The 13,339-nt window shown below is 64.9% G+C and carries 18 protein-coding genes; 12 read left to right on the top strand and 6 right to left on the bottom strand.

Features of this window, described 5'->3' with window-relative positions; all coding sequences use genetic code 11:
* Positions 1-43 precede the first annotated feature (43 nt).
* The 5 genes from C0V78_RS14505 (at position 44) to C0V78_RS14485 (ending at position 4,515) form a co-directional block, all read left to right on the top strand.
* Positions 44-1,126, top strand: coding sequence for an acyltransferase (locus C0V78_RS14505; protein WP_158241575.1), 1,083 nt, complete (start codon positions 44-46; stop codon positions 1,124-1,126).
* A gap of 5 nt (positions 1,127-1,131) precedes the next feature.
* Positions 1,132-2,187, top strand: a complete 1,056-nt coding sequence (locus C0V78_RS14500; RefSeq protein WP_101798616.1) for an acyltransferase — start codon at positions 1,132-1,134, stop codon at positions 2,185-2,187.
* A 179-nt stretch (positions 2,188-2,366) separates the two neighbouring features.
* On the top strand, positions 2,367-2,798 hold the full coding sequence (gene rplK, locus C0V78_RS14495) for a 50S ribosomal protein L11 (protein WP_101798615.1): 432 nt from the start codon (positions 2,367-2,369) through the stop codon (positions 2,796-2,798).
* Between the two features lie 4 nt (positions 2,799-2,802).
* Positions 2,803-3,504: a 50S ribosomal protein L1 gene (gene rplA / locus C0V78_RS14490; RefSeq protein ID WP_101798614.1), complete on the top strand. Its 702-nt coding sequence runs from the start codon at positions 2,803-2,805 to the stop codon at positions 3,502-3,504.
* Between the two features lie 159 nt (positions 3,505-3,663).
* A complete protein-coding gene (locus C0V78_RS14485; RefSeq protein WP_101798613.1) occupies positions 3,664-4,515 on the top strand; it encodes a TauD/TfdA family dioxygenase in 852 nt (283 codons plus the stop codon).
* Between the two features lie 49 nt (positions 4,516-4,564).
* Here the strand turns inward: C0V78_RS14485 and C0V78_RS14480 are convergent, their stop codons facing one another.
* From C0V78_RS14480 to C0V78_RS14465, 4 genes are all read right to left on the bottom strand, one after another.
* A complete protein-coding gene (locus tag C0V78_RS14480; RefSeq protein ID WP_254049967.1) occupies positions 4,565-4,843 on the bottom strand; it encodes a DUF4242 domain-containing protein in 279 nt (92 codons plus the stop codon).
* 61 nt (positions 4,844-4,904) lie between these two features.
* Positions 4,905-5,438 carry a hypothetical protein gene (locus tag C0V78_RS14475; RefSeq protein ID WP_101798612.1) on the bottom strand — a complete coding sequence of 178 codons (534 nt, stop codon included), beginning with the start codon at positions 5,436-5,438 and terminating at the stop codon, positions 4,905-4,907.
* Positions 5,428-6,186, bottom strand: a complete 759-nt coding sequence (locus C0V78_RS14470) for a molybdopterin-binding protein (RefSeq protein WP_101798611.1) — start codon at positions 6,184-6,186, stop codon at positions 5,428-5,430. Before C0V78_RS14470 ends, C0V78_RS14475 begins: the two co-directional genes overlap by 11 nt.
* Before the next feature lie 68 nt (positions 6,187-6,254).
* Positions 6,255-7,733, bottom strand: coding sequence for an NAD(P)/FAD-dependent oxidoreductase (locus tag C0V78_RS14465; protein ID WP_101798610.1), 1,479 nt, complete (start codon positions 7,731-7,733; stop codon positions 6,255-6,257).
* An 82-nt stretch (positions 7,734-7,815) separates the two neighbouring features.
* Between C0V78_RS14465 and C0V78_RS14460 the strand changes: the two genes are divergently transcribed.
* On the top strand, positions 7,816-8,790 hold the full coding sequence (locus C0V78_RS14460; protein ID WP_101798609.1) for a magnesium and cobalt transport protein CorA: 975 nt from the start codon (positions 7,816-7,818) through the stop codon (positions 8,788-8,790).
* A gap of 1 nt (position 8,791) precedes the next feature.
* Here C0V78_RS14460 and aroC read toward each other — a convergent pair whose 3' ends face one another.
* The gene (aroC, locus tag C0V78_RS14455; protein ID WP_101798608.1) at positions 8,792-9,859 is read right to left on the bottom strand and encodes a chorismate synthase; all 1,068 of its coding nucleotides are present in this window, start codon (positions 9,857-9,859) and stop codon (positions 8,792-8,794) included.
* A gap of 60 nt (positions 9,860-9,919) precedes the next feature.
* Here aroC and C0V78_RS14450 point away from each other — a divergent pair, with 60 nt between their 5' ends.
* From C0V78_RS14450 to C0V78_RS14425, 6 genes are read left to right on the top strand one after another with little or no spacing between them, the layout of a single operon-like run.
* Entirely contained in the window at positions 9,920-10,228 is a 309-nt protein-coding gene (locus C0V78_RS14450) for an antibiotic biosynthesis monooxygenase (RefSeq protein WP_101798607.1), read from the top strand.
* On the top strand, positions 10,229-10,576 hold the full coding sequence (locus C0V78_RS14445) for an arsenate reductase (protein ID WP_101798606.1): 348 nt from the start codon (positions 10,229-10,231) through the stop codon (positions 10,574-10,576).
* On the top strand, positions 10,573-11,166 hold the full coding sequence (gene pnuC, locus C0V78_RS14440; protein ID WP_101798605.1) for a nicotinamide riboside transporter PnuC: 594 nt from the start codon (positions 10,573-10,575) through the stop codon (positions 11,164-11,166). The genes C0V78_RS14445 and pnuC overlap by 4 nt, the downstream gene beginning before the upstream one ends.
* Complete coding sequence (locus C0V78_RS14435) at positions 11,163-11,678, top strand: AAA family ATPase (RefSeq protein WP_101798676.1); 516 nt, start codon at positions 11,163-11,165, stop codon at positions 11,676-11,678. The genes pnuC and C0V78_RS14435 overlap by 4 nt, the downstream gene beginning before the upstream one ends.
* Before the next feature lie 53 nt (positions 11,679-11,731).
* Positions 11,732-11,932, top strand: a complete 201-nt coding sequence (locus tag C0V78_RS14430; protein ID WP_101798604.1) for a hypothetical protein — start codon at positions 11,732-11,734, stop codon at positions 11,930-11,932.
* Positions 11,929-12,579, top strand: coding sequence for a hypothetical protein (locus tag C0V78_RS14425; protein WP_101798603.1), 651 nt, complete (start codon positions 11,929-11,931; stop codon positions 12,577-12,579). Before C0V78_RS14430 ends, C0V78_RS14425 begins: the two co-directional genes overlap by 4 nt.
* Here the strand turns inward: C0V78_RS14425 and ubiG are convergent.
* Positions 12,551-13,279, bottom strand: a complete 729-nt coding sequence (ubiG, locus tag C0V78_RS14420) for a bifunctional 2-polyprenyl-6-hydroxyphenol methylase/3-demethylubiquinol 3-O-methyltransferase UbiG (protein ID WP_101798602.1) — start codon at positions 13,277-13,279, stop codon at positions 12,551-12,553. The genes C0V78_RS14425 and ubiG overlap by 29 nt on opposite strands.
* Positions 13,280-13,339 lie beyond the last annotated feature (60 nt).

Below are 13,339 nucleotides of genomic sequence, written 5' to 3'. Positions count from 1 at the left end.
ACGCCTGCGTTATCTCCCGCATACCAGCGGGGGACCGGCAGGCGTGGATACCAGCACAGGACGCGATCGACAGGCGGCAGGCGGGCGACTGGCCGCGCTTGACGGCCTGCGCGGGCTCGCCGCGCTGGGCGTGGCGGTGCACCATGTCTTCTACCATTATGCACCGTTCGGCTTTGATGCCGGGCCGCTGAAGGCGGCGGCAGACTGGCTGTGGCATTCGGGCTGGACAATGGTGGACCTGTTCTTCGTCCTTTCCGGCTTCGTCTTCGCCCACGTCTACCTGCCGGGCGGAACCCTGCAAAGCTGGCGCGGCCAGCAGGATTTCTGGGTGGCGCGACTGGCGCGGCTGTGGCCGCTGCACCTGTTCATGCTGGGCATCTGCGCGCTGGTTCTCGCCGACAATCCGGCAAACACGCCCTGGGCCTTTGTCGCGCACCTGGCGATGATGCAGGGCTTCGTCGATCCGGTGGCCCACACGTTCAACTATGCCAGCTGGTCACTGACGATCGAGGTCGTCTGCTACATGATCTTCGCCGCCTGTGCCGCAGCGGGGCCGGAATGGACCCGGCGCGCGGCCATGCTGCTGGTCGCGCTGGCGACTGCCTATTTCATCATCCTTGGCAGTCCCGGCGGCCCCTGGGTGGAAGACGTGCTGTGGCGCGGCCTTCTGGGCTTTTTCCTTGGGCAGATTCTGTGGAGCGCGCGCGAGAAGCTGGCGCAGGTTCCGGCAGTGCTTCTGATTGCGCTCATCATTGCGGGGTTCTGGCTCCAGGCGGGCGATCATAGCCCGCTTGTGCCGTTGACCCTGCTGGCCTGGCCGGCAGCCCTGCTGCTCGCGCTGCGCAGCAAGGCCATGGCATCGCGTCCCATGGTCTGGCTGGGGGACCGGTCCTACGCCATCTATCTCGTCAACCTGCCGATCATCCTGGTCATGCACCGCATGGTCGATCCGGCGCATATGTCCGCCGCCGGGCTGCTTGCCATGCAGGCGGGGCTGGTCCTGCTGGTGCTCGCCGCCAGCGAGGCTTCGTTCCGCTGGCTGGAGGTGCCGGCACGCAATGCCCTGCGCCGGGCCTGGGCAGGCAGGGCGCGCACCGGCCCGCACCCGGCCTTCATCGGGAAGTGAGCGACATGGCGGGACAGGGCGCAAGGCTTGAGCGGCTGGACGGGATGCGCGGGCTTGCCGCCTGCGTTGTCGCCTTTGGTTATCATTCGGCGCAGCTGTTCGATCCGGTCGCCATCGCGCAGGCCAATCCCGGGCCGCTGGCGGGATGGTTCATGGACATGGGCTGGGCCTTCGTCGACCTGTTCTTCCTGCTTTCCGGCTTCATTTTCGCACACGTCTATCTTGGCCAGAAGCCGATCGCCACGCGGGCAGACCTGGGTGCTTTTGCCCTTGCCCGGGTGGCGCGGCTCTATCCGCTGCACCTGCTGACGCTGGTGCTGGTTGCGCTGTTCGCAGCCAATCCGGCGAACACCGGCGCGGCGCTGCTCGCCCATCTTGGCATGGCACAGGCCTTCGTCGAGCCCTTTGCCGAGACCTACAACGGCCCGGCCTGGTCGCTGACCATCGAATTCATCTGCTACATCGCCTTTGCCGGCCTTGCCTTTGCCGGAACCCGGGCGCTGAAGGTGGGGACATGGCTGCTGGCAGGCTGGGGGGCGGTCATGCTCGCGGTGCACGGGCAGGTGGGCGGCCCCTGGGTGGCCGATGTCCTGCCGCGCGGCCTGCTGGGCTTCTTCCTCGGGCAATTGCTGTGGACCCATCGTGAGCGCCTGTCGCGCCTGCCGACCTGGGCACTTGCCACGGCGGTCATTGCCGGGCTGGTGATGCCGACGGGTGAGCTCAGCCCGCTGCTGCCGCTGCTGCTTCTCGCCTGGCCTGCCGCGCTGCTGCTGGCGCTGCGCCTGCCGCTGGCCGGAAGCAAGGCGATGTGCTGGCTGGGGGATCGCTCCTATGGCATCTACCTGATCCACATGCCGCTGATCTATGCCCTGAAGAGTGCGACCATGCAGGTTACCGACGGGCTGGAGATGGTCGCTGTCCTGGCGGGGTTTGCCGCGCTGACCTGCCTGCTGGCGCACCTCTCGCTGCGCTGGGTGGAGCTGCCCGCCGGGCGGCTGGTGCGATCGCTGCCCGGGCGCTTGCGTGCAGCGGTCGCCCAACCTGCGCCGGGCCGGGCCTGAACCTGCCGAAATCCGGGCTTTCCTTTTTTGCGCGAGTCGTCTAGGGGCCGCGCTTCTCTCGGGGTCCGCCCCGGGTGATTCCGCGCGGGAGGATGCCTTCGGGCATCTGCTTGACCGCTCACTCTGAGGTTCCCGGCTGGAATAATGCCGGGGCCAAAAGGAAGAAAGGAGGCCATGTCGTGGCCAAGAAAATTGAAGGCTATATCAAACTGCAGGTGCCTGCGGGCTCTGCCACTCCCTCGCCGCCGATCGGCCCTGCGCTGGGTCAGCGCGGCGTGAACATCATGGAATTCTGCAAGGCGTTCAATGCCGCCACGCAGGAGCTTGAAAAGTCCATGCCGATCCCGACGATCATCACCGTCTATGCCGACCGTTCGTTCACTTTCGTGACGAAGACGCCGCCGGCATCGTTCCTGATCAAGAAGGCCGCCAACCTCAAGTCGGGCTCGAAGGAGCCGGGCAAGGTCTCGGCCGGAACGATCAAGCGTTCGCAGCTCGCCGAAATCGCGCAGACCAAGATGAAGGATCTGAACGCGAACGATATCGAACAGGCCACCAAGATCATCGAAGGCTCCGCGCGTTCGATGGGCCTGCAGGTTGTGGAGGGCTAAGGACATGGCAAAGCTGACCAAGAAGGCAAAGGGCCTCACCGAAAAGCTGGGCGACAACCAGAAGCTCTATGGCGTCGATGAAGCCATCCAGCTGCTGAAGGACCTGAAGACCACCAAGTTCGACGAAACGCTGGAAGTCGCGCTGAACCTCGGCGTCGATCCGCGTCACGCCGACCAGATGGTGCGTGGCATGGTCACGCTGCCCTCGGGCACCGGCAAGACCGTCAAGGTCGCCGTCTTCGCCCGTGGCGACAAGGCCGAGGCCGCTCTCGCCGCCGGTGCTGACAAGGTGGGCGCCGAAGACCTGCTGGAAGACATGCAGAACGGCAACCTCGACTATGGCCGCGTGATCGCGACGCCCGACATGATGGGCATCGTCGGCCGTCTCGGCAAGGTGCTCGGCCCCAAGGGCCTGATGCCCAACCCTAAGCTCGGCACTGTCACCCCGAACGTGGAAGAAGCGGTCAAGGCAGCCAAGGGCGGCCAGATCGAATTCCGCGTCGAAAAGGCCGGCATCATCCACGGCGGCCTGGGCAAGCTTTCGTTCTCGAACGACCAGCTCAAGGCGAACTTCGACGCTTTCGTCGATGCCATCGTCAAGGCCAAGCCCTCGGGCGCCAAGGGCAAGTACCTGCAGAAGGTCGCCCTTTCCTCGTCGATGGGCCCCGGCCTGAAGATCGACGTTGCCCAGGTGCACGCCGGCTGATCTTCGGCTGACGCTACCGGAAACAGAAAAGGCCGGGAGGGGAAACCTTCCCGGCCTTTTCGTTTGCCCGGATGGCCAGTTGACAACCGTTCGCAGCTATGCTGAACACATGTTCAAACGCGCGCATGCAGCGCGCCTGCGCCTGTCGGGAGAAAGCACGTGGCCATCCGTTTCGAAGACATCAAGCCGAAGATCGGCAGCCGTATCCTTTGGGACAACCGCGAGGACCTGTTCACCGAGGAAGCCGCCGCGGCGATCCGCGCCAAGGTGGAAGAACGCACCGTCGTGGTGTTCCCCAAGGTCAACCTCTCCGATGAAGAGCAGCTGCGCATCACCGACCTGATGGGCGGGCGCATCCGCATTACCGGTCGCAACAACGTGCAGGATGTCGATAACGACGACGTCTACCAGGTCACGCTGGATGCCAGGATCAACCCTCAGCCCGAATATGTGCTGGGCACCTTCTTCTGGCACATGGACGGTATCACCATCGATACGCCGCCGCCCTTTGCCACGCTGCTTTCCTGCCGTCGCAAGGCACCGCAGGGCGGGCAGACCGAATTTGCCAGCACCTATGCTGCTTATGAAGGCCTGCCCGAGGCGGAAAAGCAGCAGCTTGAAGGCCTGCGCGCGGTGCATTCGGTCAAGGCCAGCCTGCGCCACATCGAAGATGCCATCCCCGAACGGGTACGCGATGCAGTGATCGGCATCGGCCTGATCAAGGAACACCCGATCGTCTGGACCCATGAAAGCGGCCGCAAGTCGATGATCATCGGCACCACGGCGGACCACGTTTCCGACATGCCGATCCCGCAGGGCCGCGCGCTGCTGGTGCGCCTGCAGGAATGGGCCGCACAGCCCGACTATTCCTATCGCCACGAATGGGAAGAAGGCGATTTCGCCGTGTGGGACAACACCGGCGCCATGCACCGCGTGATCCCCTACGACGAGCGTTCGGGGCGCATGATGCACCGCACGACGATCGCGGGCACCGAAACGATCTCGGCCTGAGGCCTTCCATCCCTCCTTCGGCAGCCTGCCTGTCGCAGGAGGGGTGGCCTCAACCGGCGGTGGTCGGGTCGATCGTCGCGCGCACTTCGGAAATGCGGTTGGCCGGGAAGCCGGCGGTTTCGGCGTGCTGGCGGATCAGGTCCTCGCTCGGCGCGAGGTATATGCAGTAGATCTTGTCATCCGTCACATAGCTGTGCACCCACTGGATATCCGGACCCAGATCGCGCAGCACCGCGCATGATTGCTGCGATGCGCCCTTCAGATCATCGGGCCCGAGACCGCCGACGCCCGGCATATCCCGTTCGATCACATATTGCGGCATCGCCATCTCCTTCAGGTCTGGAAGGGGAAAGGGTGCATCCTGGCGGGACAGGAGTCGAGTCCCGGTATCACAGACCCAGGTTTGCCGCCGTGTAGCATTCGACAAGGTAGGCAATCGGCGTGCCGTCGGGCAGTCGCAACCGGGCGCGGTGAGTCGAAATGGTGCCATCGGGGCAATTGTCGGATCGCCCGCGCACGATCTCTATCGTTTCGCGCCTGAAGCCCAGCGAAGCGATTATGATGCCGAAAGGGGTATCGCTGGTTGCCAGCGCGTCGTTCATCTGCGGCGTGAGGCGCGAAGGCACAAACCAGTTCCAGGCGACCGAGAGTGTCTGTTCCCCGCACATGAGGTGCACCTGCCGCATGGCCACCGGCTCGCCGGGCTTGATGCCGAGCTGGCGGCGCAGCCGGGCGGGCGGGTCGTTCAAAACGTCCCGCACAAGGCGTTCGGCGCGGATCGTGGGGGGAGAAGCAATCCGCCGGGCCGCGCACCATTCACCCAGCGCGACCGTGGCGCTGGCGTGACGGGCCAGATGTTCCTCGAATTCGGCCAGGCCTGCCGGTGCTGAAGACAGCAGCAGGGCCGCCGCGCTAAATGCCACCGGGGATCGCCGGTCGCTCGATCGCGCCCAGCGCCTCGGACAGAGCGCGACTGCAGGTGGCCAGGTCTTCCGGATCGACCGAGCGGATGACGAAATTGGCCCCCGTCTTGCCTTCGCGCCAGAACGGGTAGGAGCCGATCTGGCAGCTTTCATGGTCCTTTTCGATCTGCCGCAGCAGTTCAGCCACTTCGCTTTCCTGCACCCAGCAGCCCACGGTTTCCGACAGCAGCACCGCGCCGCCTTCCAGCGTGCCTGACAGGGCATCGAGCATGCCGCTGGTGATCTGCGGCACGCCGGCCATGATGAAGATGTTCTGATAGCGGATTCCCGGTGCGCCGGTATAGCGGTTGGGGATCAGGTCCGAGCCTTCGGGCACTCGCGCCATCCGCAGGCGTGCCTCGGTCAGTCCGCCGCGGCCGGCGTAGTAGCCATCAAGGATCGCCCGCGCCTCGGGGTGGACGATCACCGGCACGCCCAGCGCAGCGGCAATGGCATCCACGGTGATGTCGTCGTGCGTCGGGCCGATGCCGCCGGTGGTGAAAAGGTAATCGTGCCGCACGCGCAGCGCGTTCACCGCTTCGCCGATGGCCGCCATGTCATCGGAAACGACCCGCACTTCCTTCAGGCGGATGCCCTGCACCTGCAGCCACGAGGCGATCTGGGCGATGTTCTTGTCATGGGTGCGGCCCGAGAGAATCTCGTCGCCGATCACGACAAGCGCGGCGGTATAGATGCGGGAATCAGGCATGGCGGTGGGTTAGGCGAAACGCCGGCTGTGCGAAAGTGCAATGTCCGGCTTGCCCGTCCGCATCGTGGCTATGCTGCCGCCTTGCCGGCCACCCGGTCAAACCGCATCAGGCCATCGTTGATCTCCGCCTCTTCCAGTTCCTTCTTGTCCTCGCGGTAGAACATGTGGATGCGCCAGGGCGCGGTGGTCGCGCTCTTGGGGATCAGGTGCTTGCCACGCTGGAGATAGCCGGAAGAAAACAGGTCGAACGGCTGGTATTCCTCAAGCCCGTGGTCATCGGCCAGCGCGGGGGTGGCAACATCGACCTTCCACTTGTCCATGTGGGCCAGCAGCTTCACCAGCCAGTCGGTGACGATATCGACGCGCAGGGTCCAGCCGGAATTGAGATAGCCGAACAGCACATAGAGGTTCGGCACGTTCGACAGCATGCAATTGCGATACCAGAAGTGCTGCGCCACATCGACCGGCGCGCCATCGACGCTGACCTTCACCTTGCCGAGCGTCGATAGCCTGAGGCCCGTAGCGGTGACGATAACGTCTGCCTCGACCTTGCGGCCGTCTTCCAGCTCGATCCCGTCCTTGACCACCCGGGCGATCCTGCCCGTGACCACCGAGGCATCGCCGCGCCGGATCGCCTGGAACATGTCGCCGCCCGGCACCAGGCACATGCGCTGCTCCCACGGCTTGTAAGGCGGGGTATAGTCGGGCGCGTTCCAGGCCGGGCCCAATTCCTTCTTCAGCACGCCGTGGAGGAAGCTCGCCACCCCTTCAGGCTCGCTGCGGCATTTGTGGAACAGGTATTCGTGAAGGTACTGCGCCTTTTCGCGGTTGATTTTCCACGCCAGCTTTTCCGGCAGCCAGCGCTTCAGCAGGTTGGCCCACTTGTCCTTCCACGGGCGCACGCCATACCAGGTGGGGGTGCGTTGCAGCATGGTGACATGCGCCGCCTTGCCTGCCATCGAAGGGACGATGGTGACTGCCGTCGCGCCGGATCCGACGACCACTACCTTCTTGCCGGAATAGTCGTAGTCCTCCGGCCAAAACTGCGGATGGATCACCTTGCCCTTGAAGGCGGAAAGGCCGGGAATGTCAGCCTCGTGGGGGCTGTCGTAATCGTAATAGCCGGTGCCCATGAACAGGTGACGCGCCGCATAGTCCTTCACCGATCCGTCGGCCTGCCGCGCCCTGACGGTCCAGAGGCCCGAGCCGCTGTCCCAGTCCGCGCTTTCTACGTGCTGGCCGAAGCGCATCCTTTCGGCGATGCCGTTTTCAGCCACCACGCGGCCAAGGTAATCCTTGATCTCCGCCGCCGTGGCAAAGGCGTTTTCCTCTCGCCAGGGGGCGAACGCGTAAGCGAAGGTGTGCATGTCGGAATCCGAACGGATGCCGGGATAACGGAACAGGTCCCAGGTGCCGCCAAGATCCTCGCGCCGGTCAAGCATGACATAGGTCTTGTGGGGCAGGTGCATGGCCAGCTTGGCTGCCATGCCGATCCCGGAAATCCCGGCCCCGACGATGATCATGTCAAAGGTTTCGCTCGCCGCCATGCACTCTCTCCACTGTTGACAGGAATGTAAGCAGATTTTCTGGCGATTGCCAGCGCCTCATTCTCTTGCGACAACGCCCGTCATGGCCATCATTGCATCGCGTCGCTACGTCAAAGGCAAGCCCAGTGTCACCGCGCTGCCGATCGACGGCGTTCCCCGCAAGGATCTGGGGCGCGGGCAGTTTGACTGGATCGGGCTGGCCGAACCCGATGCGGCGGAACTGCAGGCTGTCGCCACCCAGTTCGAACTGCATCCGCTGGCGGTGGAAGATGCGCTGAACCCGCAGCAACTGCCCAAGGTGGAAGTCTATCCCCGCCACCTGTTCATCGTTGCCCGCACTGCGTCGATGGATGAAGGCGAGACGATATCCTATGGCCAGACGGCGCTTTTCCTCAGCCGCGATTTCCTCATCACCGTGCGCTTTGGTTCGAACCGCGCGCACAATGCCCTGCGCGACCGGCTGGAGAGCGATGCCCAGCGGCTGGCCGAGGGGCCGGACTTCGTTGCCCACGCCATACTCGACTTCATTGTCGATGGCTTCCAGCCGCTGATCGACAAGCTGGAAGATGCCGTACAGACCATGGAAGAGCGGGCGATCCACACTTTCCCGGAACAGTCCACCATCCGCCGCATATTCCGCCTGCGCCGCCAGCTGCGCCGGTTCGAGCGCGTGGTGGGTCCGATGGAGGAAGTCTGCGACCGGCTGGCCCGCACCGTCCTGCCGTTCATCGACAATTCCGCGCAGGTCTGGTTCCGCGACGTGCAGGACCATATGCATCGCACCTTGGCGCGGATGCGCGGGCTGAAGGAAACGCTGGCCAGCATTGTTGAAACCGCCAGCCTGCTGGAAGCGCACCGGCAGGGAGAGATGACGCGCAAGCTGGCGGCCTGGGCGGCGATCCTCGCCGTGCCGACGGCGATTGCCGGGATCTACGGCATGAACTTCGATGTCATGCCCGAACTGCGCTGGCGTTATGGCTATCCGCTGGTGCTTGGCGTGATCGGCCTGATCTGCGGCGGCCTGTGGCTGCGCTTCCGGCGGATCGACTGGCTCTAGGTCAGCCGCACTGGCCGCGGTGCAGCAGCTTGTGATCGGCCAGCACCAGCGCCATCATCGCCTCTACCACCGGCACGCCGCGAATGCCCACGCAAGGGTCATGGCGGCCCTTGGTGAACATCTCGGTCGCCTCGCCATCGCGGGTGATGGTCTGCTGCGGGGTGAGGATCGAGCTGGTCGGCTTGAAGGCCACCCGCACGCGGACGGGCTGGCCGGTGGAAATGCCGCCCGCGATGCCGCCTGCATGGTTGGCCAGGAAGTCAGGCCCGTTCTCGCCGGGGCGCATCGGATCGGCATTGCCTTCCCCGGTCAGGCGCGCGGCGGCAAAGCCGTCGCCGATTTCCACGCCCTTGACGGCATTGATGCCCATCATCGCGGCGGCAAGGTCTGCATCCAGCTTGCCATAAAGCGGCGCGCCCCAGCCTGCGGGAACGCCCACCGCCTCGCACTCCACCACCGCGCCCAGCGATGAGCCGGCCTTGCGCGCCTCGTCCACCAGCTTTTCCCAGCGCTGGGCTGCCTCGGCATCGGGGCAGAAGAAGGGGTTGTTGCCGATTTCGGAAAGGCTGAAGTTGTCCATGTCGATGGCATCGCCACCGATCTCTGCAACCCAGGCGTGAATCGTCACTTCCGGAATGACCAGCCGCGCCACGGCGCCAGCCGCCACCCGCGCCGCCGTTTCGCGGGCCGAGGAGCGACCACCGCCGCGATAGTCGCGGAAGCCGTACTTCGCGTCATAGGCATAGTCGGCATGGCCCGGGCGATAGGCCTTGGCGACGTCCGAATAGTCCTTCGAGCGCTGGTCCACGTTCTCGATCACCAGCGATACCGGAGTGCCCGTGGTCTTGCCTTCGAACACGCCGGACAGGATCTTTACCGCATCGGGTTCCTGCCGCTGCGTGGTGAAGCGCGACTGGCCGGGGCGGCGGGCATCGAGGAAGGGCTGGATGAAGCCTTCGTCGAGCGGCAGACCCGGGGGGCAGCCATCGACCACGGCGCCCAGCGCCGGCCCGTGGCTTTCGCCCCAGGTGGTGAAACGGAACAGGCGGCCAAAGGTGTTCACGGACATGGGCTAGGCCTTTTGCCGAGAAAGATTGATTTGTCCACTTTGGCGGGTAGGACAGCGCGGATGTACCTCACCGTATTCCGAAACCGGAAGCGCCCCGGCATGGACGCTGCCGCCTATGCCGCCGATGCGCAGCGGATGGTGGAACTTGCCAGCCAGGAACCCGGCTTCCGTTCGGTAAAGACCTTCCACGCCGATGATGGCGAGGTTGTGACGATCTCCGAATGGGAAAGCGAGGCCGCCGCCAAGGCCTGGGGCCGCCACCCGGAGCACGCCGCTGTCCAGGCGCGCGGCAGGGGGCAATACTACGCCTGGTACGAAAGCATTTCCCTTAACGATCCGCAGATACGGACATTCGAAAGGCACGATTGAGTGACGGTCACGCTTTACGGCATTCCCAATTGCGACACGGTGAAAAAGGCGCGCGCCTGGCTGGACGGGCAGGGCATCGCCCATGCCTTTCATGACTACAAGAAGGCCGGGGCCGATGCGGATCAGCTTGCTAGCTGGTGCAAGGTGGCCGGGTGGGAAAAGGTGCTCAACCGCGCCGGAACCACATTCCGCAAGTTGCCCGAGGCTGACCGCGAGGGGCTGGACGAGGGGCGGGCCGTGGCGCTGATGGTGGCCAATCCCAGCTGCATCAAGCGCCCGATCGTGGAGCACAAGGGCGGGCTGCTGGTGGGTTTCAAGCCCGATGACTGGGCCGCCGCCCTGGCATGAGCTTCGATCCGCAGCTCCTTTCGCAGATCGAATGGGTCGCCGCCGGCTTCGGCGTGCTCAACATCGCTTTCCTGATCTTCCGCAGCCACTGGAACTATCTGTTCGGGCTGGTGATGGTCTCGCTCTACTTCTTCATCTTCTGGGAACAGCGGCTCTACGCGGAATCGGTGCTGCAGGTGTTCTTCTTCGTCGCGCAGGGCTGGGGCTGGTGGCTCTGGCTGCGGGTGGGCGGAGAGGGCAGCCGGGTGGACGTCGGCTGGCTGGACTGGCGCAGCCGCTGGGTCTGGCTCTTTGCCATGGCGGCGATCAGCCTGAACCTCAGCTGGGCAATGGCAAAGTGGACCACGGCTTCGATGCCCTGGATCGATACGCCGATCGCCGTGTTCAGCGTGGGCGCGCAGCTTCTGCTCGCCTTCCGGCGTATCGAGAACTGGGTGCTGTGGATCGTGATCGATCTCGCCTCCATCGGCCTCTACATCTACCGCGACCTTGAACCCACGGCAGGACTGTACGGGGGCTTCCTGGTGATGAGCCTGATTGGCCTGAGGGAATGGATCGCCGCGGAGAGGGCAAGGGCGGTGCCGGCATGATCCGCGTCTGCTTCCATGGCGCGGAAAGCACCGGCAAGTCGGTCCTGGCCGAGCGCCTTTCGCGCGAGAAAGGTTGGCCCTGGGTGCCGGAATATGGCCGCACCTATTGCGAGGAGCACGGCACGGACCTGTCCATGGCGGACTTGCTGGCCATTGCCGAGGGACAGGCAGAAGCAGTGCGGCAGGCGGAGATGGCGCAGCCGGAACTGCTGATCCTCGATACCGACCAGCTGATGACCGCCGCCTGGGCGCAGATGCTGTTCGGGCAGGTGCCGCCTTCGCTATTGCACTGGCCCAAGGCCGATCTCTACCTGCTGTTTTCGCCTGAAGTGCCCTGGGTGGACGATGGCACCCGCTTTTTCGACGAAGATCAGGCGCGCCAACGCTTTGCCGGTCTGGCCGAAAAGGTGCTTCTCGATACCGGGGTGCCCTTCGTCCGCATCGGCGGCAACTGGCAGGAACGCGAAGCGGCAGCGCGTGCAGCGATCAGCGCCCTGCTGGTAAATTCTTGACCTTTTCGCCCTAACGCGATTGCATATCCCAAGCCCAAGCGGAGCACTCGATCATGGACTTGTTCAAAGGGGCGACTGTCGGCGGCATCCTGACGCTGGTGGTCTGCGCGATTTTCGGCTCGGCCCGTTCCAAGGGCGGCTATCTCTACATCACGCATGAGACGATCCAGGGCGTCGGTTTCTACTGGTCGTGGACGATGTTCATCGCCGCCACCGTGCTGAGCACGGCGCTGATCGCGATGACGCCGAAGTGAGCCGCCTGCGCCTCGCCCTTGGTGCCGCCCTGCTGGCGCTTGGCGCCGTGCCGGCCGCTGCCGCCGCGCCGGATGGCAGCGACGAGGCGCGCGCACGCGAGGTGATCGGGCGCTCCAAGACGACCCGCGCCACCTATGCCGCCTATTTCTGGAACGTGATCCGGCTGAAAGGTGCGGACCCGATGGAGGAATGGTCTGCCGAGTTCAATTCCGGCTACCGCCACCGGGTGGAAACCCCGCATGACCGTCTGGTTGCCAACTGCGCCACCAAATCGGGTGCGCACTTTTCGCTGATCGAGCGAACCACCCGGACCGGTGAGCGCGTGGCCAGCACCGCCTGCGGGATCGCCTATGACGAAAGCATCCGCAAGGTCGCCTGGCTGGGCAAGCATCCGTCCGCCTTTGGCGAGGTTGACCGGGTGCGGTTGTGGGGTGCCGGACTGGTGCGCAGCTACGATGTGAACCAGCAGGGCGTAATCGTCGCCAGCGTCATCGCGCCCGAGGACAAGCCCGACAAGCCGGTGCTGGAAATGCGTATCGTGGCGCTGGAAAAGACCTTGCCCAAGGGCCGGCTGTTCGATCGCGCCACGCTTCAGCGCAGCTTCGTGCCGCCGCGCTTCATGCTTTCGCCCGAGCCGTCACGATAAAGTTGAGCGCCATGTCGCCCGAAAGGTGAAGGCCCTTCGCCGGCGACCAGGCGATGCCGCGCGGCTGGCCCATGGCAAGACCGGCCTGGCCGAGAAGTTCGCGCAGTTCGTCGGGGGTGACGAAATCATCCCAGTGGTGCGTGCCGCGCGGCACCATGCCCAGCCGTTCTGCGCCCTCGACCAGCAGCAGCCGGGATTGCGGCGTGCGGTTCGGGCAGGAAAGCACCATCAGCCCGCCGGGGCTGAGCGCCTTTGCCAGCGCGGCGATGAAGGCGGGCTTGTCTGCCACGTGCTCGATCACTTCCATGGCAGTGACAAGATCATGGCCTGACAGGCCCAAGGCGCCGATCTCGCCGCAGCGATAGTCGATCGCCAGCCCGGCGCCAGCTGCGTGCGCCTTTGCCACGGCAATGTTTTCTTCTGCCGCGTCAACCCCGGTTACTGTCCCGCCCAGCCGGGCCAGCGGCTCGCACAGCAGGCCCGCGCCGCAGCCCACGTCAAGCACGCGCATGCCCGCCAGCGGACGAATCGCGCGGGAATCGGTGCCCCAGTGAGCATCGATCGCCTCGCGCAGGAAGCCGAGGCGCACCGGGTTAAGCCGGTGAAGCATGGCGGAGGAGCCCTTCGGGTCCCACCAGTCCGCCGCAAGCCTGCCGAAATGCGCCGCTTCCTCGGGTTTGATCGTGGTTGCATTAGCCATGCTTGCTTCCTAAAGCGCCCCCGCCGCGCGGGGCAAGGTACCGCGCAAGATTCTTTGCGA

It is taken from the genome of Novosphingobium sp. TH158 (assembly GCF_002855555.1).
Lineage (GTDB): Bacteria > Pseudomonadota > Alphaproteobacteria > Sphingomonadales > Sphingomonadaceae > Novosphingobium.
Note: the sequence above shows the minus strand (reverse complement) of the source record. Positions and strands in the feature narration are given on the sequence as shown.